Genomic DNA, 21,208 nt, shown 5'->3' with positions numbered 1-21,208 from the left:
CGGGGGGCGGACGCCGGACGGCGGTCCCGGGCGGGCGAGGGCCGCCGACGGGGCGGGCGACGGGGGCGGGCGACGGGGGCGGCCCGGCGCCCCGATGTCAGCGGCGCCGACTACCCTGGGGCACCGATGGCAACCCGTGAACGCCCCCGTGAGCGCGTCAGCGCAACCGTGACCAGATGGCTCCGCCGCACACTCGTGGTCGCGGGCCTGACGCTGGTCGCCTACCTGGGGGGCGTGGCGACCACGCAGATGTGGCCGGTCCACACCGAGACGGCCTACTTCGCCGCCATGGTCTCCGTCGAGCCGACCCTCGACTCCACGGTCCGCCTGCCCATGGTCGTCGGCGACGTGATCATGACCTTCCACGGTCCCGTCCCCGCGCCGGGACTGTCGGCCGACGTGCAGGTGCGGGAGGAGGTGACCGACCTCATCCGCTCCGGCACCCTGCAGACGGCCCAGCTGCAGCCGAGCCAGGAGGAGCTGCGCAGCGCGATCAACCGCGGCGTGCAGGAGGTCGCCTGGAAGTTCGCGGCCGGGTCGATGACCACCTCGCTGCTGGTCCTGCTCATGTATGCCGTGGCCCGGCCCCACCACCTGGGCCTGGTCGTCGCGGCCGCCGCGGGCGCCACGGTGGTCGCCCTGGCGGTCCCCGCGGGAGCCGCCTACCTGACCTACCGGGTGGACCGGGTCGCCGAGTTCCGCGCGACCAGCCTGCTGTCCCTGGTCCAGACCAACACCGGCCTGCTCACCGACCTCGACCGCAAGGCCGACCAGGGCGCGGTCTACGTCACCAACCTGCTGGCGCTCTCGGACGCGATGCGCCAGGAGTTCACGCCGTCAGCCGTCGACGCCCCGGTCGCCGCCAAGTTCCTGCTGGTCAGCGACCTGCACGGGATGGACCAGTTCCCGCTCATGCGGCAGATCGTGGCCAGCCAGGGCATCGACGCCGTCATCGACACCGGCGACCTCATCAACTTCGGGCAGCCGAGCGAGGGCGACCTGACCGACATCTACGACGGCATCCAGAGCCTGGGGGTGCCCTACGTCTTCGTGCGCGGCAACCACGACGCCGTGTCCGCGACCGACGAGGCGCTGCTCCGGCGGATGGCGCAGGTGCCCAACGTGGTGCTGCTCGAGCCGACGGCCGGCGACTTCCGACGGGTGGACGTCCACGGGGTCTCGATCAGCGGCTTCAACGACACGCGCTACTTCAACCAGCGCAGCGACGACTTCGCCGCTGAGCAGGCCGACACGGCTGCGCTCTTCCGCGACGCCACCGAGGGGTTGGAGCCGACCGACCTCGTCGTCACCCACCAGCCCTACGCCGCCCACCGCGTGCAGGCGCGGGCCTTCACGCTCAACGGCCACATGCACGTGCCGGAGGCGGTCCGGGGGCACGTGCAGATCGGGTCGTTGACGGGTGGCGGGCTGGTCAACCAGTTCCGGATCCCGCCGCTCACGGAGGCGGCCAAGGAGGCCGCGGCGGAGGACCCGGAGACCGCCGGCGAGCTGCTGGGCCACCCCTACAGCTTCGACGTCCTGACCGTCGGGGAGGACTGCTCGGTCGCGTCGCTGACCCGCTACAGCTATCGCAACCTCGTCGTCGGCCGGCCCCAGTTCGACGATGTCAGCATGATCAACGGACTCTCGCTGCAGGCGCGGGAGCCGGCTGCGGGCCGCACCTGCGGACCGGACCTGGGCGTCGTGACCTCACCGCTGCTGCCCCCGGCCCAGGACGACGCCGCACCGGCGACCGCGCAGGTGCCCTGACGTGCGTGCGTTCCTCGCCGTCGTGCCCCCGCCCCAGGTGGTGGACGCGCTGCTCGACCACGTCGGCCCCCGGCGCGACGCCCTCGCCGCAGAGGGCCTGTGGCGCTGGACCCGCCCCGAGCACCTGCACCTCACGCTCGCCTTCCTGCCCGACCTCGCGGAGTGGCGCGAGGAGGAGCTGCTCGAGTCAGGGGCCGGGTATGCCGCGCGCCAGGACCCCCTCGAGCTGCGCCTGGTCGGCGCCGGGGCGTTCCCGGACCCCGGAGGGGCCAGGGTCCTGTGGGCGGGGGTCGAGGAGAGCGTGCCCGGGACGCTCGGCTCGTGGTCCAAGGGGCTGCGGGCGGTGGCCAGCCACGCCGGGGCAGGGGTCGACGGCACCCGCTTCAGCCCGCACGTCACGGTGGCCCGCGCGTCGGGACGGCCGCACCCGGCCGGCCACCTTCTCCAGGCGCTCGACACCCTGCGCACGCCTCCGTGGCGGGCCGAGGAGGTGGTGCTGATCGGCTCCCACCTCGGCCAGGGGCCGGGCGGCACCCCGCGCTACGAGACGCGCCACACCTGGGAGATCGGCTCCTCCTGAGTGTGCGAGGCTGGGCCGGTGACCGCTCCAGCGCCCGACTCCCCGCCCGCCGACGACAGCCGGTTCGTCTCGATCGTGTGGGCGGTGGCCGTCATCGTCGTGGCGCTCGTCGTCGGACTGATCGCCTGGTTGGCGCTGGGCGACCGGGACGGCGCCGGGACCGCCGGCCCGCCGGCCGGCCCTGGGACGACGGCGAGCGCGCCGACGACCGAGGACGAGCCGACCGCAGAGGAGGGGACGACCGAGGGGCAGGGGACGACCGACGGGGAGGGGACGGACGCCCCGGCCGAGGGCACCGCTGACGCGGCCGAGCAGACGGCGCCGCCGGAGGTGCGCCAGCTGATGCTCGACCTGCAGCGACGCGACCCCGCCGACCCGATGGCCGTCGGCGAGGTCGAGGCTCCGGTCGTGATGATCGAGTACGCCGACTACCGCTGCCCCTACTGCGCGAAGTTCGCCGCCGACACCCGCCCGCAGCTGCAGGAGCTGGTCGACGACGGGACGCTGCGCATCGAGTTCCGCGACCTCGTCCTCTTCGAGGACGTCTCCCGCCAGGCTGCGGTCGCAGCCCGCGCCGCCGCGGAGCAGGACCGGATGGAGGCCTACCAGGAGGTCCTCTTCGCCCGGTCGGTCGACGGCCAGGCCGAGCTGGACCGCGACGACCTCCTCGCCCTCGCCGAGGAGGCGGGGGTGCCGGACCTCGAGGCCTTCGAGGAGTCGCTCGACGACCCGGCCCTGGCCGCGCTCGTCGACGAGGACACGGCCGAGGCGCGGGCGCTGGGCATCACGTCCACGCCCACCTTCCTCGTCAACACCACCGTGGTCGCCGGCGCCGCCGAGCTCGACCACTTCCTCGACGTCGTCGAGCAGGAGCGGGTGACGGCGGAGGCCGCCGCCACCACGACCGGCTGACGCGCGCACCGCATACAGTCCGGGCATGAGGATCGTCATCGCCCTCGGGGGCAACGCGCTGCTGCAGCGCGGTCAGGTGCCCGACGCCGCGGCGCAGGTGGAGAACATCCGCCGCGCGATGCACGCCCTCGCGCCGCTCACCGACGACCACGAGGTCGTCATCACGCACGGCAACGGGCCGCAGGTCGGCATCCTGGCGATGGAGAGCGCGAGCGACGCCCGGCTCTCGCAGCCCTACCCCTTCGACGCCCTGGGGGCGATGACGCAGGGGCTGATCGGCTACTGGATCCTGCAGGCGGTCGGCAACGAGCGTCCCTACCGGCAGTTCGCGGCGGTCCTCAACCAGACCCTCGTGGACGCCGACGACCCGGCCTTCTCGGACCCGACGAAGTTCGTCGGCGAGACCTACGACCAGGCGACCGCGCGCGAGCTCTCCGACCGGCACGGCTGGCAGGTGCGCCAGGACGGCGAGCACTGGCGGCGGGTGGTGGCCTCGCCGCGGCCGCGGGAGATCATCGAGACCCGGCTCATCGACCACCTGCTGGACGAGTCCGTCATCGTCGTCTGCGCCGGGGGCGGGGGCGTGCCGGTCGTGCGGACCGAGACCGGCGACCTGCGCGGCGTCGAGGCCGTCATCGACAAGGACCTGTCCGCCGCGCTGCTCGCCCACCGCCTCAAGGCCGACCGGCTGGTCGTGCTCACCGACGTGCCGGCCGTCGTGGAGGGCTACGGCACGGACCGGGCGCGCGAGATCCGCCGCACCACCCCCGCGGAGCTGCGTGCGCTCGACCTGCCGGCCGGGTCCATGGGTCCCAAGGTCGAGGCGGTGTGCCGCTTCGTCGAGGCCGGAGGACGCGGGGTCGCCGCGGCGGTCGGCAACCTGGAGGAGGCGGAGGCCCTGGTGCGCGGCGACGCCGGGACCTACGTCACGCTCGAGGGGTAGTCCGTCCGCGGTCGTCGGACGGTGGCCGCCCGGACGGAGGTCAGAGCAGTCCGGCGAGAGGCCCCTCCAGCCAGGACCCGAGGACCGGGTCCCAGCCGTGGACGACGACCTGCTCGACGAGCCCCTGCTGCTGGAACGGGTCCTCGCGCAGCAGCTCGAGCAGGGCCTCCTCCGACTTCCCCTCGAGGATCAGCAGGGCGGCGTCCGGACCGTCGGCCCGGGCCGCCAGGGGGCCGGAGAGCAGCACGACGCCCTCCTGCGCCAGCCCACCGAGGAAGGCGCGGTGGGCCGGGCGGTGCTCGTCCCGGGCGGACGTGTCGTCGGAGTAGGCGTACTGCACGGCGAAGATGCTCATGCCGCCGATCCTAGGACCGCCCGAGGGGCTAGGTTGGGACCTGCCCGACCCGACCGAGGAGCTGCACATGAGCCCCCGCCCCGCCCTGACCGTGCGCCCGATCCGCTTCACCGACGACATCCCCGGCTGGCAGACCGTGCTCGGGGCGCTCGGTGCCGTGCTGCTGAGCGAGCACCCCGGCTGGCTCGTCTACCAGCTGGGCGCGGGACGCCTCGCCGTGCACGCCGCCTCCGGCGCCGGCTCCGGCTCCGGCTCTCCCGCCGGGACCACGGTGCTGGGCTTCGAGACGGGTATGCCGTTGGCCGAGGCGGTCGCGTCCGCCGCCGAGCGCGGGGTGCCGGTCGAGCTCGGCGGCACCGGCCACGGCGAGGCGGGGATCGTCACGGCGGCCGACGGGACGAGCTTCACGCTGGACACGCCGACCCCCAACCCCGAGGACCTCGAGGCGACCCGCCCCGAGCTGGCCGTCCTGCCGATCTGGCACGCGCCCCGTCCCCGGGTGGCCCTGGACGTCCTCGACGGTCTGGGGATGCGACGCCGGGTGATCGAGGAGGACGGGTCGTGGGTCGACCTGACCGCCCGCTCCGGCGGGCTGCACGGGGTCCACCGCCGCGAGGAGGCTGGGGCCGAGCTGTCCTTCGAGCTCGAGGGCGACGTCGCGCAGCTGCAGGAGGCGCTGGCCGAGGTCGGCGTCGACGCGCAGCTGCACGAGGAGTCCTTCGGCCGGAGCCTGCGGATCGCCGACCCGGACGGCCGTGCCCCGGTGTGGGTCGTCGAGCGGCAGCCGGACCTCTACAGCTACGCGCTCTCGGAGCTGTGAGGAGCGGCCGACACGTCGACCCCGGTCAGCCCAGGGCCGCCGACAGGTCTGCCCACAGGTCCTGGGGGTCCTCGATCCCGACCGAGAGCCGCAGCAGGTTGACCGGCACGCTCGCGACCTCCAGCGGGTGACGGCGGCGCCGCTCGATCTGCGACTCGACGCCGCCCAGGCTGGTCGAGTGCGTCCACAGCTGGACCGCGGCGCAGACGGCCTCGGCCGCGTCCGCCCCGCCGACGACCTCGATCGAGACCATCGCTCCGAACCCGGGGTAGCGCACCCGCTCGACCGCCGGGTGCTCCTCGAGCCGGTCCACGAGCAGCTCCGCCGTCGCGGTCGCGCGCTCGACCCGCAGGTGGAGCGTGCGCACGCCCCGCAGCACGAGCCAGGCCTCCATCGGCCCCGGGATCGCCCCGTGCAGCGTGCGGTAGGTCCGCAGCCGCCCGAGCAGGTCGTCCCTCTCGGGTGCGACGACGAGGGCCCCGAGGACGGTGTCCGAGTGCCCGGCGAGGTACTTCGTCGCCGAGTGGACCACCACGTCCACGCCCCAGCGCAACGGCTGCTGCGCCACGGGAGTGGCAAAGGTGTTGTCGCACAGCACAACCGGCCGGCCCACGCCATACCTGGTCCGGAGCCCACGCATGACGCCGACGACGTCGGTGAGCTCCATCATGGGGTTCGTGGGCGACTCCAGGATGAGCAGGTCCGCCCCGTCGCAGGCCTCGACGATGCCGCCGAGGTCCTCGGCCTCCACGCGCCGCACGGTGAGGGCTCCGGCGGCCTCGCGCTCAGCCAGCAACCCCGTCGTGCCGTTGTAGACGTGCCGCGGCACGACCACCACCCCGCCGACCGGGACCAGGCCGACGACCGCGGCGATGGCGGCCATGCCTGATGAGAAGGTCAGCGCGGGCCCACCCTCGAGCGAGCCCAGCACCTCCTCCAGCGCCTCCCACGTGGGGTTCGACACGCGCGCGTAGGTGACTGCGCCGTCGGCCAGGTAGGTGCTGGTGAGGGTGACCGGGACGTTGACCGGCGCGCCGGGGGTGCGGGCGGGGCGGCCGAGGGCGACGGCCCGGGTGGAGGGCTGGAGCCCGGCGTGCGGGCGCGACCCGGGGGTGCGGCCGACGCTGTCGTCGTCGGGGTGGGTGCTGCTGGTGTCGCTCACTCGGCCTCCTCGGGGGATGCGGCCCCGCGGGCCGCCTGCCGCTCACGATAGGCCGCCGCGGCCACCCGGTTGCCGCAGGTGGTGCTGCAGAACCGGCGCGAGCGGTTGCGGGTGAGGTCGACGAGCACGTCCTCGCAGTCGTCGGCCTCGCACCGGCTGAGGCGGTCCAGCTCGCCCGAGCGGACGACGTCGATCATCGCCATCGCGGACTCCACGACCATCCGGGTGGCGAGCGGGGCGTCGTCGGCGGTGGCGTGCAGGTGCCAGCCCCAGTGGTCGTGGTCGACCAGCCGCGGCAGCGCACCGGCCTGGGCCAGCAGGGTGTTGACCAGCTCGGCCACGCCGGCCTCGTCGAGGTCCCAGAACCGGTGCAGCGTCGGGCGGAGCGCCCGGACGGCGTCGAGCTCGGCCCGGTCGTGGGTGCGGCTGCCGGTCCACTGCCAGGTGCGGGTGAAGTCGTCGAGCTCCGCGACCGTCGTCAGGGTGTCCTCGCCGTCGCTGCCGAGCGTGTTGACCAGGGCGGCCGTGCCCTGCAGCGCAGCCTCGGTGTCATGGGCAAAGTGCATGTTGACTCCTGATGCTCCGGAGGATTATCGTCATGAGCGTCAACGTCTGACACCCATGATCCCACGTCGGGCCGCGAGGCGGCCCGCCGGACCGAGAGGAGGCGCGCGATGGCGACCTCGACCACCAGCCCCACCCCCAGCAGCCCCACCCCCAGCAGCCGCACCCCCACCCTGACCACCAGGCCGTCGGCCCGACGCCTGCTCGTCGTCGGACTGCTGCTCGCCGTGGTCTCGGCCGCGACCTTCGGCACCGCCGGCGCGGTCGCCAAGGGTCTGCTCGTGCAGGGCTGGTCCCCGGCTGCCGCCGTGACGCTGCGCATCCTCATCGGCGCCCTCGTGCTGATGGTCCCGGCGGTGGTCTCGATGCGCGGCCGGTGGCACCTGCTGCGTCGCCCCGGCACCCTCGCCCACATCGGGATCTTCGGCGGTCTGGCCGTCGCCGGCTGCCAGCTCTTCTACTTCCTCGCCGTCGAGCAGCTCTCGGTCGGCGTGGCGCTGATGCTGGAGTACCTCGGGCCGATCCTCGTCGTCGCCTGGCTGTGGCTGATGCACGGGCAGCGGCCCCGCACCCTCACGGTGGCGGGCGTCGTCCTGGCCCTCGTCGGCCTGCTGCTCGTCCTCGACGTGCTCGGGGACGTGCAGGTCAACACGGCCGGGGTGGTCTGGGGCCTGCTGGCCGCCGTCGGGCTCGCGGTCTTCTTCGTCATCGGCGCCGACGAGTCGAACGGCCTGCCGCCCGTGGCGTTCTCCGCCTTCGGGATGGCGATCGGTGCCGTGGCCCTGGCCCTCGCCGGCCTGCTCCGCGTCGTGCCGTTCCGCGTCAGCACCGAGCCGGTCGCGCTCGCCGGGGCACAACTGCCCTGGTGGGTGCCCGTCCTGTGGCTGGGCGTCGTGGCCGCCGCCGTCGCCTACGTCGCCGGCATCGCCGCCAACCGCAGGCTCGGTGCCAAGGTCGCGTCGTTCGTCGGCCTGACCGAGGTCATGTTCGCGGTCCTGTGGGCCTGGCTGCTCCTCGGTGAGCTGCCCGCCCCGGTCCAGCTGCTGGGCGGTCTGCTCATCCTGGCCGGCGTCATGGCCGTCAAGGCCGACGAGCGCCCCGGCGAGCCCCACCCTGAGGTCGAGCCTCTCCCCGAGGTGGAGCCGCTCGCCGACGCGCAGCCCCTGGCCGACGCGCAGCCGTCTGCCTGACGCGCAGCCGCACCCCTGACGCACGGCGGAGCATCTGGGTCGTTGCGGAGCATCTGGGCTGTCAGGGCAGCCCAGATGCTCCGCAACGAGCCGGATGCTCCGGCCCTCAGACCAGCGCCGTCAGCTCGCCCTTCGCCGCTGCGCGCACGGCCTCCAGCCCGTCGACGGCCGTCCGCGCCGAGGTCGCGAGCGTAGCGAGCAGCTGGCACTCCGGCAGCGAGTGCAGCGACAGCGCGAGGCGCACCAGCGGCACCTTGCTGGGCGCCATCGACAGGCTGGAGACACCCATCCCGACCAGCACCAGGGCGAGGAGGGGGTCTCCCCCGGCCTCACCGCAGACACCCATGGGTCTGCCCACGCGGGCCGCGCCGCGGCACGCCGCCTGGATGACGTCCAGGACGGCCGGCTGCCACGGGTCGAGCAGGTCCGACAGCGCACCCTGCATGCGGTCGGCGGCCATCGTGTACTGCGCGAGGTCGTTGGTGCCCAGGCTGCCGAAGTCGCAGTCGGCGAGCACGTGCTCGGCGCGCAGGGCGGCGCCGGGCACCTCGATCATCACCCCGGCCTTGGGCAGGCCGTTCTCGCGGACCCGCCGGGCGAACCAGTCGGCCTCCTCCGCGGTCGCGACCATCGGGGCCATCACGCGCACGTCGGCGCCGGTGTCGCGGGCGGCGACGGCGAGCGCCTCGAGCTGGGTGTCCAGCAGCTCCGGCAGCTCCGCCGACAGCCGCAGCCCGCGGCGGCCCAGGGCAGGGTTCTCCTCCGGACCGAGGTCGGCGAAGGCGAGGGGCTTGTCGGCGCCGGCGTCGAGGGTGCGCACGACGACGCGACGGCCCTCGAAGGGGGCGAACACCTGCCGGTAGATCTCGGCCTGCTCGTCCAGGGTCGGGGCGGTGTCCGCGGAGAGGAAGACGAACTCGGTGCGGAACAGCCCCACGCCCTCGAGGTCCTGGGCACCCGCCTCGACCGCGTCGGCGACCCCGCCGATGTTGGCGAGCAGGGCGACGGCGTGGCCGTCGCGGGTGACGCCCGGGCCGGCGCTGCCGGAGAGGGCTGCGGTGAGCTTGGCGCGACGGACGGACAGCGAGGCGACGAAGTCCTCGCTCGGGTCGACGACCACCTCGCCGGCGTCCCCGTCGACCGCGACGAGCGTGCCGACCGGCAGGGCGGTGGCCTCGGCGACCTGGACGACGGCGGGGATCCCCATCTGGGCGGCGAGGATCGCGGTGTGGCTGGTGCGGCCGCCCGCCGAGGTGACGATGGCCACGACCTTGGACCGGTCGAGCGTGGCGGTCTCAGACGGCGCGAGGTCGTGCGCGACGACGACCGAGGGGCCGGTGAGCTCGGGGATGCCGGGGGCAGGGACGCCGAGCACCTGGGCCAGCGCCCGGGAGCCGACGTCGCGCAGGTCGGTGACCCGCTCGGCGAAGTAGCCGCCGAGGGCCTCGAACTGGGCGGCGAACTCCTCGACACCGGCGTGCACGGCGTTCGCCTTGCCCGTGCCGGTGGCGAGGTGCTTGGCGATCGCCTTGGACAACGACCTGTCGCGCGCGATGAGCACCGTCGCCCGCAGGATCTGCTGGGCGGTGTCGTCGGCGCGTGCGGCGCGCTCCTCCAGGTCCAGCGCCACCGCCTCGAAGGCCGCCTTGACCTCGACCAGCGCCGCGTCGGCGTCGGTCGTGGCCGGCTCGTCGGCCGGGGCCCGGACCGGCGGTGCGACCTGCACCACCGGTCCGGACGCCGTGCCGGGGCTGACCCCGATCCCTCGGAGGGTCCGTCCCTGCACCGGGTCAGCCACGGCAGGTCACTCCGCGTCGAGGTCGGTCGCGAGCAGCTCGACGAGCTCGTCCAGCGCCGCGTCCGCACCGTCGCCGTCGGCGGTGAGCACGACCTCCTCGCCGAACTTGGCGCCGAGGGCCATCACGCCGAGGATGCTGGTGGCGTCCACGGCGTCCTCGCCGGGACGGCCGATCTCGACGTCGAGGCCGGTGGCCGACGCCTTCTCGACGAAGAGGGCGGCGGGGCGGGCGTGCAGCCCGACCGAGCTGGCGATGGTGACGGTGCGCTGGGCCATGGGTGTCTCCTTGAACGGGTGTGGTCGATCCTAGGACGGGTGGGGTATGCGGTGCAGGCGCCGGGTGCGCCTGCACCGCCGGGCGGCACCTCAGGCGGTGGCCGCCACCGCCGCCACGGCCTCGCGGCTGCGGTCGGAGCGCTTGAGCACGACGATCATCGTCGCGGTGATGAGGACGCCGACGACCAGCGCGATGAGGAAGCCGAGGAAGTTGCCGATGAGCGGCAGCACCCAGATCCCGCCGTGCGGCGCGCGCAGCGTGGAGCCGAAGGCCATCACCAGACCACCGGTGACGGCGGACCCGACCAGCGAGGAGGCCATGATGCGGACCGGGTCGGCCGCGGCGAACGGGATGGCACCCTCGGAGATGAAGGAGGCACCCAGCAGCCAGGCGGCCTTGCCGTTCTCCCGCTCGGGCTCGGTGAACAGCCCCGGGCGGACGGCGGTGGCCAGGGCGCAGGCCAGCGGCGCGACCATGCCGGCGGCCATGACCGCGGCCATGATCGTCAGCTGCGGGGCGTCGGTGGCGGCACCGACGCCGGCCAGGCCCGCGGTGGCGAAGAAGTAGGCCACCTTGTTGACCGGTCCGCCGAGGTCGAAGCCCATCATCGCGCCCAGGATGAGACCCAGGACGATCGCGCTGCCACCGGCCAGCCCCTCGAGCCAGGTGTTCAGGGCGCTCATCATGGCCGCGATCGGGCGGCCGAGGATGGTGATGAAGATGCCGGCGGTGAGCAGGGTGGACAGCAGCGGGGTGACGACGACCGGCATGACGCCGCGGACGCCCTTGTGGACCTTCCAGCTGGAGATCCACCGGGCGATGAAGCCGGCGAGGAAGCCGGTGGCGATGCCGCCGAGGAAGCCGGCGTCCATCTGGACGGCGACGGCGCCGGCGACGATCCCGGGCACCAGGCCGGGCCGGTCGGCGATGCCGAAGGCGATGAAGCCGGACAGGATCGGCACGAGGAAGTTGAACGCCGCGCCGCCGATGACGAAGAGCAGCGCAGCCCAGGACATCAGGTTCAGCGGGTTGAAGCTGGTGCCGATGTTGGAGTCGTCCTCGGCGGTGAGGTTGTACTGGACGACCTCGATCGCACCCTGCTCCCCGACCGCGAGCTGGGCCAGCATGAAGCCCAGGGCGATGAGGATGCCGCCCGCGGCGACGAACGGGATCATGTAGGAGACACCGGTCATCAGCCACTGACGGATCTTCGTGCCGGTGCCGACCTTCTTCTGGTCGCCGCCCCCCTGGGGGCGGGAGGCGGCAGCGGCGGCGGCCTGCTGGGCGCGCGCCGGGTCCTTGCTCCACTCGTGCGCGAGGCGCTCGGCCTGGGCGACCAGCCCGGGGCCGTCGGAGATGGCCGTCTTGACGGGCACGTCGACGGTCGGCTTGCCGGCGAACCGGCTCTTGTCCTTCACCTCCAGGTCGTGGGCGAAGATCACGGCGTCGGCGTCGTCGATCTGCTCCTGCGGGATCGGCGTGGACCCCGCCGAGCCCTGGGTCTCCACGGTGATCTCGTGCCCAGCCGCCCGCGCCGCGCGCTCCAGAGCCTCGGCGGCCATGTACGTGTGCGCGATGCCGGTCGGGCAGGAGGTGACACCGACCAGCCGCAGCGAGCGGGTGGTGGGCTCGGCGGCCGGTGCCGCGGGTGCGGCGGGGTCGGCAGTCGCGGGAGCAGCAGCGGCGGGAGCGGCAGCGGCGGGCGCAGCGGCGGGCGCAGCGGCGGGAGCGGGGTCGAGGGCGACCTCCTCGGAGACGATCCGGACGACCTCGTCCTGCGAGGTGGCGGCCTTGAGCGCCGCGCGGAACTCGGACTTCATCAGCGCCCGGGCCAGCTTGGGCAGCATCTGCATGTGCGCGTCGCCGCCGCCCTCGGGCGCGGCGATGAGGAAGATCAGGTCGGCGGGGCCGTCCTTGGCTCCCCAGTCGATGCCGTCGCTCGAGCGGCCGAAGACGAGCGAGGGCTCGGTGATCGCGGCGCTGCGGGCGTGCGGGATGCCGATGCCGCCGGGCAGGCCGGTGGCCATCGTCTCCTCACGCGTGCGCACGTCGGCGAGGAACTGCTCCAGGTCGGTGCACCGGCCCGTGCGGACGAGCGTCTCGCCCAGGATCCGGGTCGCCGCGTGGCGATCGGGCGCGACGAGGTCGAGGACGACCTGGTCGGTGGTGATGAGTGACATCGGGGGCTTCTCCTTCGGGTGGGACGGCAGGGGGGTGTGCCGTCAGCTGAGTGACCGGGTGAGGTCCGGGTCGAGGGTGAGGACGGCCTGGACGTGGGCCAGGTCGTCGGGGGTGGGGACCGCGCTGCCGGGCAGGGCGACGGCCGCGCTGCCCCAGCGCACGCCGGCGCTGACGACGTCGGCGGCGGGCAGTCCACGGCTGAGCGCGTCGAGACAGCCGGCGAGGAGGCAGTCGCCCGCGCCGACGGTGGACAGCGGTGCGTCCACACGGGCCGCGGCGTGCACGAGCGACGTGGCGTCGACGAGCAGCGCGCCGTCGCTGCCGAGGGAGACGACGACGGTGCCGACGCCCCCGTCCACGAGGCTGCGGGCGGCGTCGCGCACGTCACCGAGGGTGGGCAGGCGGCGGCCGACCAGTTCCTCGAGCTCCTCGAGGTTGGGCTTGATGAGGTCCGGGCCCGCGGCGACGGCCGGGTGCAGCGGAGCCCCGGACGTGTCGACGGCGACCAGCGCGCCAGCCTCGTGGCCGCGGCGCACGAGCTGGGCGAAGAGGTCCGCGGGCGCTCCCGGCGGGAGGCTGCCGCAGCCGACCAGCCATCCGCGGGCGGCTGGGTCCGCGCCCGGGGCGGACGGCACGGCATACGTCGCCAGGGTGGTGGCCAGGAGGGCCTCGACGTCGTCCGGCCCGAGCACGGGACCAGGCTCGTTGACCTTGGTGGTGGTCCCGTCGGGCTCGAGGAGGGCGACGTTCATGCGGAGGGTGCCGGCGACCGGCACGGGGGCGTGCGGCACCGACGCGCCGGTGAGCAGCTCCTCCATGAGGTGGCCCTCCGGACCGCCGGAGGGGAAGACGGCGGTGGTGGTCGAGCCCTGGGCGGCGAGCGCTCGGGAGACGTTGATGCCCTTGCCGCCGGGGTCGATGCGGCTGTCGGTGGCGCGGTTGACCTCCCCGGGGCGCAGGTCGGGGACGGTGATCGAGCGGTCGATGCTCGGGTTGGGGGTGAGGGTGACGATCATGCGCGGGCGACCTCCGGGGCGTCGTCGGCGGCGCGCAGCTCTTCGGCGTGCTCGTCGTCGAGGGTGGTGTCGGTGATGACGAGGTCGACCTGGTCCAGGTCGGCGAACCGGTGCAGGTGGACCTCGCCGACCTTGCTGGAGTCGGTCAGGACGACGACGCGTCGGGCAGCGCCGACCATCGCGGCCTTGACCTCGGCCTCCGCCTGGTCGGGCGTGGTGAGGCCGCGGTCGGCGGTGAGGCCGTTGGTGCCGAGGAAGGCGACGTCGACGCACAGTCCGCCGAGGGCCTCGAGGGCCCACTGGCCCACGGCCGCGCCGGTGAGCCGGCGGACGTGCCCGCCGAGCAGGAGGACGGTGACCTCCGGCAGAGGGCTGAGGACGGCGGCGTGGGCGAAGGAGTTGGTGATGACCGTGAGCCGGGCCGTCTGCGGGAGGAGCTCTGCCAGAGCGCCCGTGGACGTGCCGGAGTCGAGCAGCACGGTGCCGGCGTCGGGCACCTCCTCGAGCGCGCGGGCGGCGATCCGGCGCTTCTCCGCCTCGAAGCGGCGTTGCCGGGTCTGCACCGCGGGCTCGAGCTCCACGCGCTCGATGGGCAGCGCGCCTCCGTGCACCCGGCGCAGGGCGCCCCGGCGCTCCAGGACGGTGAGGTCGCGCCGGACGGTCTCGGTGGTGACGTCCAGCTGGTGGGCGAGCGCGAGCACCTCGACACGGCCGTGGGCGCGGGCCTGCTCCACGATGTGCTGCTGCCTCTCCTGCGCGTACATGAACCCAGCGACTCCCTTGTCGGCGCGGCCCGGCTGCCCGGGACGGGTGGTGCTCGGCGACGGACGGTCACCGGTACAGACGAGTCTGCACCACACAAGTCCACACGGTCAAGAGTGAAACCACATTTATTTTTGTGGCTTCGCGGTGGCGTCCTCGCTCGCCCGACGCACGAAGTTGCTGATGCCCTCGGCCTCCTCGACCCGGGTCGAGGCTCCGACGTAGGGCATGTGCCCGGTCTCGAACCAGGCGTGCTCGATCCGGTCCAGGGCCTCCTCTGGCAGGCGCAGGTGGGCGACCATGTCCTCCGCGGCGCCGTAGGGGGTGGCGAGGTCGTAGTAGCCGTACTCGATGCGCACCCGCAGGTGCGGGTTGGCCCGCATCACCCGCTCGAGCTTGTCGGTGACGGTGATCGGCCGGCCCTCGAACTCCTTGTAGGACCAGGTCTCGATGGCGTCGGAGAAGACCGCGTAGGGCAGGTCCAGCTCGGAGCGCAGCTCGCTGCGCAGGTAGTGGTGGACGGCCGCCGCGTAGGGGCCCATGATCGCGTCGATGGAGGGGTCGGCGTCCATGTTCTCGGCGATGCCCGACTGCAGGACGCCGGTGATGCGCCCATCGATCCGGCCCACCGTGCGCCCCTGGTCGCGCAGGAGCTCGGTGCAGAAGCGCCAGTGCTCGGGCCGCAGCTCGCACCGCTGCAGGTAGTCCTCGGACAGGCCGGTGAGCCGGGAGAGGTCCGCCGCCACGGCATACCTCTCCTCCTCGGTGAGCCGGTTGCCCCGCGCCAGCGCCCAGCGGTAGCTGCCGGCGGCGAGCTCCTCGGCCTCGGCGAGGACGTCGCGCAGCGACCGGTCCGGGTGCTTGCCGTGGTAGTGCGCGATCGCCGCGTAGGTGGGCAGGTAGGACAGGCAGGCCTCGTCGTGCCGGACGAACCGGAAGTCCTGGGTGCCGAAGTCGAGCACGCTGGAGATGAGGACCAGCCCGTTGAGCTGCATGCCGAAGCGCGCGAGGAGGTGGTCGGCGACCGAGACGGCACGGGTGGTGCCGTAGGACTCGCCGCACAGGAACTTCGGGCTCATCCAGCGGTCCTCGCGCGTGCACCAGAGCCGGATCACCTCGCTGACCTGCTCGACGTCCTTCTTCCAGCCGTGGTAGTCCTTGGCCTTGCCCCCCTCGACCACCCGCGACTGGCCGGTGGACATGGGGTCGACGAAGACCAGGTCGGAGACGCGCAGCAGCGTCTCCGGGTTGTCGACGAGCGCGTAGGGAGGCGGGGTCGGCGCCCCGGGCTCCCCCGCGTCCACGATGCGCGGGCCCAGCAGACCCAGGTGCAGCCACACCGAGCTCGACCCCGGGCCGCCGTTGAAGACGAAGGTGAGGGGTCGCCCGGTCTGGTCCTGCCCCTCCTCCGCGTCGAGGGTGTAGGCCGTGACCGCCAGCTCCGCGCGCGCCTTCCACCCCTCGAAGATGTCGTCCTTGACCTCCTCCTCGCGGAGGACGATGCGACCGGTCCTGGCGGTGTAGCGCAGCTCCCCGTCCGCGGTCTGCAGCGCGTGGCTGGTCTCGACGAGCAGGTCGCGAGGTTCGGGACGGTCCTTGGCGGGGGCCCTGGCCGGGTCGGGGGTGGCGGTCGTGGCGTCGTTCTCCGGGCTCATGCGGTCAACCTAGTCGGCGCGGGTGGCGGGACGTGGTGGGATGGGAGGATGACCAACCCCTTCCTCGCGCCCTCGACGCTGCCCTACTCCCTGCCGGACTACGCCACGATCACCGACGCGCACGTGCGCGAGGCGCTCGAGATCGGTATGGAGCAGCACCTCGCGGAGCTCGAGGAGCTCGCGGCCGACACCGCTCCCGCCACCGTCGAGAACGTCCTGCACGCCTGGGAGCGCAGCGGCGCCACGCTGGACCGCACGCTGTCCGCGTTCTGGGTGGCACGCTCGGCCGACACCAACCCCGAGCGGGACGCGATCATGGCCGAGTTCTCACCGCGGCTGGCCGCGCACAGCGACGCGATCATGCTGCACCCCGGCCTCTACGCCCGGCTGCGCCGGCTCGCGGAGCGCGCCGCGGCCGGGGAGGTCGAGCTCGACGAGCAGGACGCCTTCAACCTCGCCGAGCGGATCCGCGGCTACGCGCGCGGCGGCGTGGACCTGCCGCAGGACCAGCAGGCCCGGCTGCGCGAGCTCAACGGCGAGCTCGCGACCCTTTCCACGACGTTCGACACGGCGCTGACGGCCGGCCGCAACGCGGCGGCGGTCCACGTCACGGACGAGGCCGAGCTGGCCGGGCTGGCCGACGACGACCGGGCGCGGCTGCGCGAGGCGGCCCGGGCCGCGGACCTCGACGGCTGGCTGGTGCCGGTCGTCAACACCTCCGGGCAGCCGCTGCTGGACAGCCTCGAGCACCGCGGGCTGCGCGAGCGCCTCCACCGCGCGTCCGTCGGACGGGGCCTCGGCGGTCAGGACCCCGAGCACGACACCCGCGACACCCTCGTGCGGATCGCCCGGCTGCGGCTCGAGCGTGCTCGGCTCCTCGGCTACCCCCACCACGCGGCCTACGCCCACGAGGTCACCTGCGCCCGCACGACCGACGCGGTCAACGACATCCTGGCCCGGCTCACCCCCGGCGTCGTCGCCCTCACCGACCGGGAGGCGCAGGCGCTGGGGGCGCGACTCCATACCCTCGAGCCGGGCGCCACGCTGGAGCCCTGGGACTGGCAGTTCCTCGCCGTCCGCGAGGCGGCGGAGACGTCCTTCGACGCCGACCTCCTCAAGCCCTACCTGGAGTTCGAGCGGGTCCTGCAGGAGGGCGTCTTCGCCGCGGCCACCGCGCTCTACGGCATCACCTTCCACGAGCGGCCCGAGCTCGTCGGCTACACCGCCCAGGCGCGCGTCTTCGAGGTGCGCGAGGAGGACGGCCGCGTGCTCGGCGCCGTCGTCGTCGACGCCTGGACGCGGCCGACCAAGAAGGGCGGCGCGTGGATGACCTCGATCGTCGACCAGTCGCACCTGCTCGGCGACCTGCCGCTCGTCACCAACACGTGCAACGTGCCGCCGCCTGCCCCGGGCTCCCCGAGCCTGATGACCTGGGACAACGTCATCACGCTCTTCCACGAGTTCGGCCACGACCTGCACGGGCTGCTCTCCGACGTGCGCTACCCGTCGCGCTCGGGGACGTCGGTGCCGCGGGACTTCGTCGAGTTCCCGAGCCAGGTCAACGAGATCTGGGCGTGGGAGCCGGCGCTGATCCAGCGGTATGCCGTGCACCACGAGACCGGCGACCCGTTGCCCGCCGAGTGGTTGGACGCGCTGGTCGCGAGCCGGCAGGAGTCCGGGCGCGACACGCTCGAGCTGCTGGCCGCCATGCTGCTCGACCAGGCCTGGCACCAGAGTCCCCTCGAGGACCTGCCCACCGACGGGTCCGGCGTCGAGGCCTTCGAGGCGGCGGCGCTGGGACGGGCCGGCGCGGCCCACCCCCTCGTCCCGCCGCGCTACCGCTCGGCCTACTTCCACCACATCTTCGGCGGCGGCTACGCGGCCGGCTACTACTCCTACCTGTGGTCCGAGGTCATGGACGCCGACACCGTGGCGTGGTTCCGCGAGCAGGCGACGCCGGGACAGCCGGGGGGTATGACGCGCGCCGCCGGCGAGCGCTTCCGTCGTGAGGTCCTGGGCCGGGGCGGGTCGATCGAGGCGATGGAGTCCTACCGCCGCTTCCGCGGCGGGGACCCGGACGTGTCGCACCTGCTGTCGCGGCTCGGCCTGCCGGCCTGAGGGGTCGTGCCCGCGCAGGACGGCACCGGGCAGGACGGCGGCCCGGCGTCACCAGCGCGTGAGCCGACGGGAGCGGCTCAGAGGTGGCTCGAGGGCCACTCCGGCTGGTGGCCGTCCTCGCGGACGACGGCCTCCTCCTTGGCGCGCTTGTGGACGACCTTCGCCTCGGCGGCGCCGACCTTGGCGACCCAGAGCAGGTGCAGGATCCCGGCGACGACGATCACGAAGAGGAACCCCAGGGCTGCGACCGCGTCGGTGGTGAGCCACCAGACGAGGGCGGCGACGGCGAGGACTGCGTAGACGGCACCGAGGATGCGGGTGTTCTTCATCGAAGACTCCTTGATCGGTTCGATCCCTCCAGGCTAGTCCTGCCCGGGCCGGGCCGCCGGGTCAGGACGCACCGCGTCGCGAAGGTCACGCGGTCAGCCGATGACCTCCCGAGCGATCGCGGCCGGCAGGTAGTCGTAGCGGACGAACTCACGGGTGAACGAGCCGGAGCCGTGGGACACGGACCGCAGGTCGATCGGGTAGCGGGCCAGCTCGTGCTGCGGGACCTCGGCGCGGACGACGGTGTGACCCTCGGTGCCGGCCGGCTCGGTGCCGTGCACCTGGGCGCGGCGACCGCGCAGGTCGGCCATCACCGCGCCGACGTAGTCGTCGGAGATCGTGATCTCGACGGCGTCGACGGGCTCGAGCAGCGAGACGGTGGACTCGTTGGCGGCCTCCCGCAGGGCCAGTCCGGCGGCCGACTGGAAGGCCATGTCGGAGGAGTCCACCGAGTGCGCCTTGCCGTCGACGAGCGTCACCCTGACGTCGACGCACGGATACCCGGCCAGGACACCCTCCCCGAGCTGGGTGCGCAGACCCTTCTCGACGGAGGGGATGAACTGGCGGGGCACGGAGCCGCCGACGACCTTGTCCACGAACTCGAAGCCGGCCCCGCGCCCCAGGGGCTCGATGTCGAGGTGCACCACGGCATACTGCCCGTGCCCGCCCGACTGCTTGACGAGGCGGCCCTGCACCTTGACCGGACGGACGAAGGTCTCGCGCAGCGAGGTGCGCACCGGCTCGGTCTCGACCTCGAGGTGGAAGCGCTCGGTCAGCTGGGTGAGCACGTCCTCCATCTGGGCCGGACCCAGCGTCCAGAGGACGACCTGGTGGGTCTCGGGGTTGTGCTCGAGGCGCAGCGTGACGTCCTCGCCGAGCAGCCGCTGGAGCGCGGACCCCAGCTTGTCCTCGTCCTTGCTGGCGGCGGCGCGCAGGGCCAGCGGCAGCAGCGGCTCGGGCAGCAGCCAGGGCTCGACGAGCGCCGGCCGGTCCCCGGAGGAGAGCGTGTCGGCGGTCTCGGCAGCGGCGAGCTTGGTCACCAGGACGAGCTCGCCGGCGATCGCCGAGTCGCGCGGCTCGGCCCCACCCGGGAGCGGTGAGGAGATCTGGCCCACGCGCTCGTCGTCCTCGTCGTGGCCAGGGTGCCCGGCGACCTGGTGGCCGACGACCCGCTCGAGGTGACCGCTGACGTGCACGCGGTCGCCGGTGGTGAGGATGCCGGAGAAGATGCGCACGAGCGAGAGGCGGCCGACGTAGGGGTCGGTCGTGGTGCGGACGACCTCCGCCACGAGGGGCTGGGCCGGGTCGACGACCACCTCCACGAGGTTCTTGCCGTCGGGGGTCGTGACCAGCGGCAGCCAGGCCTGGTCCGGCGCCGGGAAGGCCCAGACGATGAGGTCGAGCAGCCGGGGGACACCGGCGCCGGTGGGGGGGTTGACCGGGACGATCGGGAAGAACTTCGCGGACGTGATGGCCGCGCCCAGCGTGGTGCGCAGGTCGCCGAGGTCGAGCTCCTCGCCGGAGAGGTAGCGCTCGAGCAGGGTCTCGTCGTCCGACTCCTCGATGATCGCCTCCACCACCGTCTGGCGGCGGCCGGCGACCTCGGCGGCCTCGTCGTCGGTGAGCGGACGCGTCGCCCCGTCGGCGTCGAGGACGATCTCGTCGAGCAGGTCGACGACCCCGACGAGCTGCTGGTCCTCCAGCACCGGGACGGCGAGCGGGACCGCGTCGCCGAAGATGCGGCGACAGTCGGAGACGACCTGGTCGTAGTCGGCGCGGGCCAGCTCGAGCTGGGTGACGGCGACGAGCCGCGGGACGCCGACCGCGTCGCACTCGCGCCACAGCATCCGGGTGGCCTCGTCGATGCCGCTCCCGGCCGCGACGACGAAGACGACGGCGTCGGCCGCGCGCAGCCCCGCGCGCACGTCGCCGACGAAGTCGGGCCGTCCCGGCGTGTCGACGATCGTGACGACGGTGCCGGTCGCCTCGTGGACGGTGCTGGCCACCCCCATCCCCGTGGACGCCTCCTCGGCGGCCTTGACGTGCCCGAGCTGACCGGTGGTCAGCTGCTCGAGCAGCGCGCTCTTGCCCGTCCCCTGTGGTCCCACGAGGACCACGTTGCGGATCTGCGACGGAGAGCGGGGGGCAGTGAACACCGGGGCACCGTTGCGGCTCATGGCACAAAACCTACGCCCGGACCCCCCGCCCGGTCGCGCGGGGTGGTCCCCCTACGTCTCCTCGCGTCGCGCTGCACCGCGCTCGGCCTCGACCTCGTACGCGGCGTCGCGCATCCGCGTCACCAGCCTGGCCAGCTCGCACATGTCGTTGTTGTCGAGGCGGTCGAAGATGAGCGACTTCACCTGCTGGACCGGTGTCTCCAGGTCGGTGAGCAGGGTCTGAGCCTCGGGCGTCAGCCGCAGGAGGACGCGCCGACGGTCAGCCGGGTCGTGCTTGCGGACCACCCAGCCCTTGGACGCGATCCGGTCCACGATGCCGCTCATGGTGGGGTTCGAGACGCTCATCGCCTCGGCCAGCTGCTGCCCCGTCGTGTCCGGCATGACCCTCAGGAAGGCGAGGACCTGCAGCTGCCGGAGGGTGAGGTCGCCGGAGGTGGCGACCGGGTCGACCCAGCGCATGGCGATCGCGTGCAGCTCGGCCTCGGCGTCCGCGACCTGCCGGTAGAGGGCGCTCCTGCTCGCCGGCGTCAGAGCACCGGCCTCCTGCGGGGCAGCTGGCACGCTGCGCCACCTCCTGTGTGGTTACCGTGAGGCTAACTGT

At 73.6% G+C, this 21,208-nt stretch carries 19 protein-coding genes; 7 read left to right on the top strand and 12 right to left on the bottom strand.

The window, feature by feature from the left end; genetic code table 11:
* Positions 1–126: 126 nt before the first annotated feature.
* From ACI3ET_RS05875 to ACI3ET_RS05860, 4 genes are read left to right on the top strand one after another with little or no spacing between them, the layout of a single operon-like run.
* Positions 127–1,770 (top strand): metallophosphoesterase family protein, encoded by a 1,644-nt coding sequence (locus ACI3ET_RS05875; protein WP_405032045.1) that lies wholly within the window; start codon positions 127–129, stop codon positions 1,768–1,770.
* 1 nt (position 1,771) lies between these two features.
* Positions 1,772–2,350: an RNA 2',3'-cyclic phosphodiesterase gene (gene thpR, locus ACI3ET_RS05870; protein WP_405032044.1), complete on the top strand. Its 579-nt coding sequence runs from the start codon at positions 1,772–1,774 to the stop codon at positions 2,348–2,350.
* Positions 2,351–2,368: 18 nt separating this feature from the next.
* The gene (locus ACI3ET_RS05865) at positions 2,369–3,262 is read left to right on the top strand and encodes a DsbA family protein (RefSeq protein ID WP_405032043.1); all 894 of its coding nucleotides are present in this window, start codon (positions 2,369–2,371) and stop codon (positions 3,260–3,262) included.
* Positions 3,263–3,287: 25 nt separating this feature from the next.
* Entirely contained in the window at positions 3,288–4,205 is a 918-nt protein-coding gene (locus ACI3ET_RS05860) for a carbamate kinase (protein ID WP_405032042.1), read from the top strand.
* A 40-nt stretch (positions 4,206–4,245) separates the two neighbouring features.
* Here ACI3ET_RS05860 and ACI3ET_RS05855 read toward each other — a convergent pair whose 3' ends face one another.
* Positions 4,246–4,560: a YciI family protein gene (locus ACI3ET_RS05855; RefSeq protein ID WP_405032041.1), complete on the bottom strand. Its 315-nt coding sequence runs from the start codon at positions 4,558–4,560 to the stop codon at positions 4,246–4,248.
* A gap of 67 nt (positions 4,561–4,627) precedes the next feature.
* On the opposite strand from ACI3ET_RS05855, the gene ACI3ET_RS05850 reads away from it, so the two are divergent.
* The gene (locus tag ACI3ET_RS05850; protein WP_405032040.1) at positions 4,628–5,380 is read left to right on the top strand and encodes a hypothetical protein; all 753 of its coding nucleotides are present in this window, start codon (positions 4,628–4,630) and stop codon (positions 5,378–5,380) included.
* A gap of 25 nt (positions 5,381–5,405) precedes the next feature.
* On the opposite strand, the gene ACI3ET_RS05845 is transcribed toward ACI3ET_RS05850, so the two are convergent.
* Together ACI3ET_RS05845 and ACI3ET_RS05840 are read right to left on the bottom strand one after the other, a co-directional pair.
* Positions 5,406–6,542, bottom strand: coding sequence for a trans-sulfuration enzyme family protein (locus tag ACI3ET_RS05845; protein WP_405032039.1), 1,137 nt, complete (start codon positions 6,540–6,542; stop codon positions 5,406–5,408).
* Positions 6,539–7,108 (bottom strand): CGNR zinc finger domain-containing protein, encoded by a 570-nt coding sequence (locus ACI3ET_RS05840; RefSeq protein ID WP_405032038.1) that lies wholly within the window; start codon positions 7,106–7,108, stop codon positions 6,539–6,541. The genes ACI3ET_RS05845 and ACI3ET_RS05840 overlap by 4 nt, the downstream gene beginning before the upstream one ends.
* A 108-nt stretch (positions 7,109–7,216) precedes the next feature.
* Here ACI3ET_RS05840 and ACI3ET_RS05835 point away from each other — a divergent pair, with 108 nt between their 5' ends.
* On the top strand, positions 7,217–8,296 hold the full coding sequence (locus tag ACI3ET_RS05835; protein WP_405032037.1) for an EamA family transporter: 1,080 nt from the start codon (positions 7,217–7,219) through the stop codon (positions 8,294–8,296).
* 106 nt (positions 8,297–8,402) lie between these two features.
* On the opposite strand, the gene ptsP is transcribed toward ACI3ET_RS05835, so the two are convergent.
* From ptsP to ACI3ET_RS05805, 6 genes are all read right to left on the bottom strand, one after another.
* A complete protein-coding gene (gene ptsP, locus ACI3ET_RS05830) occupies positions 8,403–10,094 on the bottom strand; it encodes a phosphoenolpyruvate--protein phosphotransferase (RefSeq protein ID WP_405032036.1) in 1,692 nt (563 codons plus the stop codon).
* A gap of 6 nt (positions 10,095–10,100) precedes the next feature.
* The gene (locus ACI3ET_RS05825) at positions 10,101–10,370 is read right to left on the bottom strand and encodes an HPr family phosphocarrier protein (RefSeq protein ID WP_405032035.1); all 270 of its coding nucleotides are present in this window, start codon (positions 10,368–10,370) and stop codon (positions 10,101–10,103) included.
* Positions 10,371–10,460: 90 nt separating this feature from the next.
* Positions 10,461–12,551, bottom strand: a complete 2,091-nt coding sequence (locus ACI3ET_RS05820; RefSeq protein ID WP_405032034.1) for a PTS fructose transporter subunit IIABC — start codon at positions 12,549–12,551, stop codon at positions 10,461–10,463.
* 42 nt (positions 12,552–12,593) lie between these two features.
* Positions 12,594–13,568, bottom strand: coding sequence for a 1-phosphofructokinase family hexose kinase (locus ACI3ET_RS05815; RefSeq protein ID WP_405032033.1), 975 nt, complete (start codon positions 13,566–13,568; stop codon positions 12,594–12,596).
* The gene (locus ACI3ET_RS05810; protein WP_405032032.1) at positions 13,565–14,332 is read right to left on the bottom strand and encodes a DeoR/GlpR family DNA-binding transcription regulator; all 768 of its coding nucleotides are present in this window, start codon (positions 14,330–14,332) and stop codon (positions 13,565–13,567) included. The genes ACI3ET_RS05815 and ACI3ET_RS05810 overlap by 4 nt, the downstream gene beginning before the upstream one ends.
* A gap of 126 nt (positions 14,333–14,458) precedes the next feature.
* Positions 14,459–15,985, bottom strand: coding sequence for a S10 family peptidase (locus ACI3ET_RS05805; protein WP_405032031.1), 1,527 nt, complete (start codon positions 15,983–15,985; stop codon positions 14,459–14,461).
* Between the two features lie 48 nt (positions 15,986–16,033).
* On the opposite strand from ACI3ET_RS05805, the gene ACI3ET_RS05800 reads away from it, so the two are divergent.
* Positions 16,034–18,103: a M3 family metallopeptidase gene (locus ACI3ET_RS05800; RefSeq protein WP_405032030.1), complete on the top strand. Its 2,070-nt coding sequence runs from the start codon at positions 16,034–16,036 to the stop codon at positions 18,101–18,103.
* Positions 18,104–18,180: 77 nt separating this feature from the next.
* Here ACI3ET_RS05800 and ACI3ET_RS05795 read toward each other — a convergent pair whose 3' ends face one another.
* The 3 genes from ACI3ET_RS05795 to ACI3ET_RS05785 form a co-directional block, all read right to left on the bottom strand.
* Positions 18,181–18,432 carry a hypothetical protein gene (locus tag ACI3ET_RS05795; protein ID WP_405032029.1) on the bottom strand — a complete coding sequence of 84 codons (252 nt, stop codon included), beginning with the start codon at positions 18,430–18,432 and terminating at the stop codon, positions 18,181–18,183.
* A gap of 93 nt (positions 18,433–18,525) precedes the next feature.
* Positions 18,526–20,607: an elongation factor G gene (locus ACI3ET_RS05790; protein ID WP_405032028.1), complete on the bottom strand. Its 2,082-nt coding sequence runs from the start codon at positions 20,605–20,607 to the stop codon at positions 18,526–18,528.
* A 51-nt stretch (positions 20,608–20,658) separates the two neighbouring features.
* Positions 20,659–21,168, bottom strand: a complete 510-nt coding sequence (locus tag ACI3ET_RS05785) for a MarR family winged helix-turn-helix transcriptional regulator (RefSeq protein WP_405032027.1) — start codon at positions 21,166–21,168, stop codon at positions 20,659–20,661.
* Positions 21,169–21,208 lie beyond the last annotated feature (40 nt).

Origin of the sequence: Ornithinimicrobium jinqii (genome assembly GCF_045032595.1) — a bacterium.
Taxonomy (GTDB): Bacteria; Actinomycetota; Actinomycetes; order Actinomycetales; family Dermatophilaceae; genus Ornithinicoccus.
This window is presented reverse-complemented; position numbering and strand designations above follow the sequence as displayed.

Bases quoted from the DNA above. Each gene is read 5' to 3' on its own strand.
- ACI3ET_RS05875 (WP_405032045.1), top strand. From the start codon at position 127: ATGGCAACCCGTGAACGCCCCCGTGAGCGCGTCAGCGCAACCGTGACC.
- ACI3ET_RS05860 (WP_405032042.1), top strand. From the start codon at position 3,288: ATGAGGATCGTCATCGCCCTCGGGGGCAACGCGCTGCTGCAGCGCGGT.
- ACI3ET_RS05855 (WP_405032041.1), bottom strand. From the start codon at position 4,560: ATGAGCATCTTCGCCGTGCAGTACGCCTACTCCGACGACACGTCCGCC.
- ACI3ET_RS05850 (WP_405032040.1), top strand. From the start codon at position 4,628: ATGAGCCCCCGCCCCGCCCTGACCGTGCGCCCGATCCGCTTCACCGAC.
- ACI3ET_RS05840 (WP_405032038.1), bottom strand. From the start codon at position 7,108: ATGCACTTTGCCCATGACACCGAGGCTGCGCTGCAGGGCACGGCCGCC.
- ACI3ET_RS05835 (WP_405032037.1), top strand. From the start codon at position 7,217: ATGGCGACCTCGACCACCAGCCCCACCCCCAGCAGCCCCACCCCCAGC.
- ACI3ET_RS05825 (WP_405032035.1), bottom strand. From the start codon at position 10,370: ATGGCCCAGCGCACCGTCACCATCGCCAGCTCGGTCGGGCTGCACGCC.
- ACI3ET_RS05820 (WP_405032034.1), bottom strand. From the start codon at position 12,551: ATGTCACTCATCACCACCGACCAGGTCGTCCTCGACCTCGTCGCGCCC.
- ACI3ET_RS05815 (WP_405032033.1), bottom strand. From the start codon at position 13,568: ATGATCGTCACCCTCACCCCCAACCCGAGCATCGACCGCTCGATCACC.
- ACI3ET_RS05810 (WP_405032032.1), bottom strand. From the start codon at position 14,332: ATGTACGCGCAGGAGAGGCAGCAGCACATCGTGGAGCAGGCCCGCGCC.
- ACI3ET_RS05805 (WP_405032031.1), bottom strand. From the start codon at position 15,985: ATGAGCCCGGAGAACGACGCCACGACCGCCACCCCCGACCCGGCCAGG.
- ACI3ET_RS05800 (WP_405032030.1), top strand. From the start codon at position 16,034: ATGACCAACCCCTTCCTCGCGCCCTCGACGCTGCCCTACTCCCTGCCG.
- ACI3ET_RS05795 (WP_405032029.1), bottom strand. From the start codon at position 18,432: ATGAAGAACACCCGCATCCTCGGTGCCGTCTACGCAGTCCTCGCCGTC.
- ACI3ET_RS05790 (WP_405032028.1), bottom strand. From the start codon at position 20,607: ATGAGCCGCAACGGTGCCCCGGTGTTCACTGCCCCCCGCTCTCCGTCG.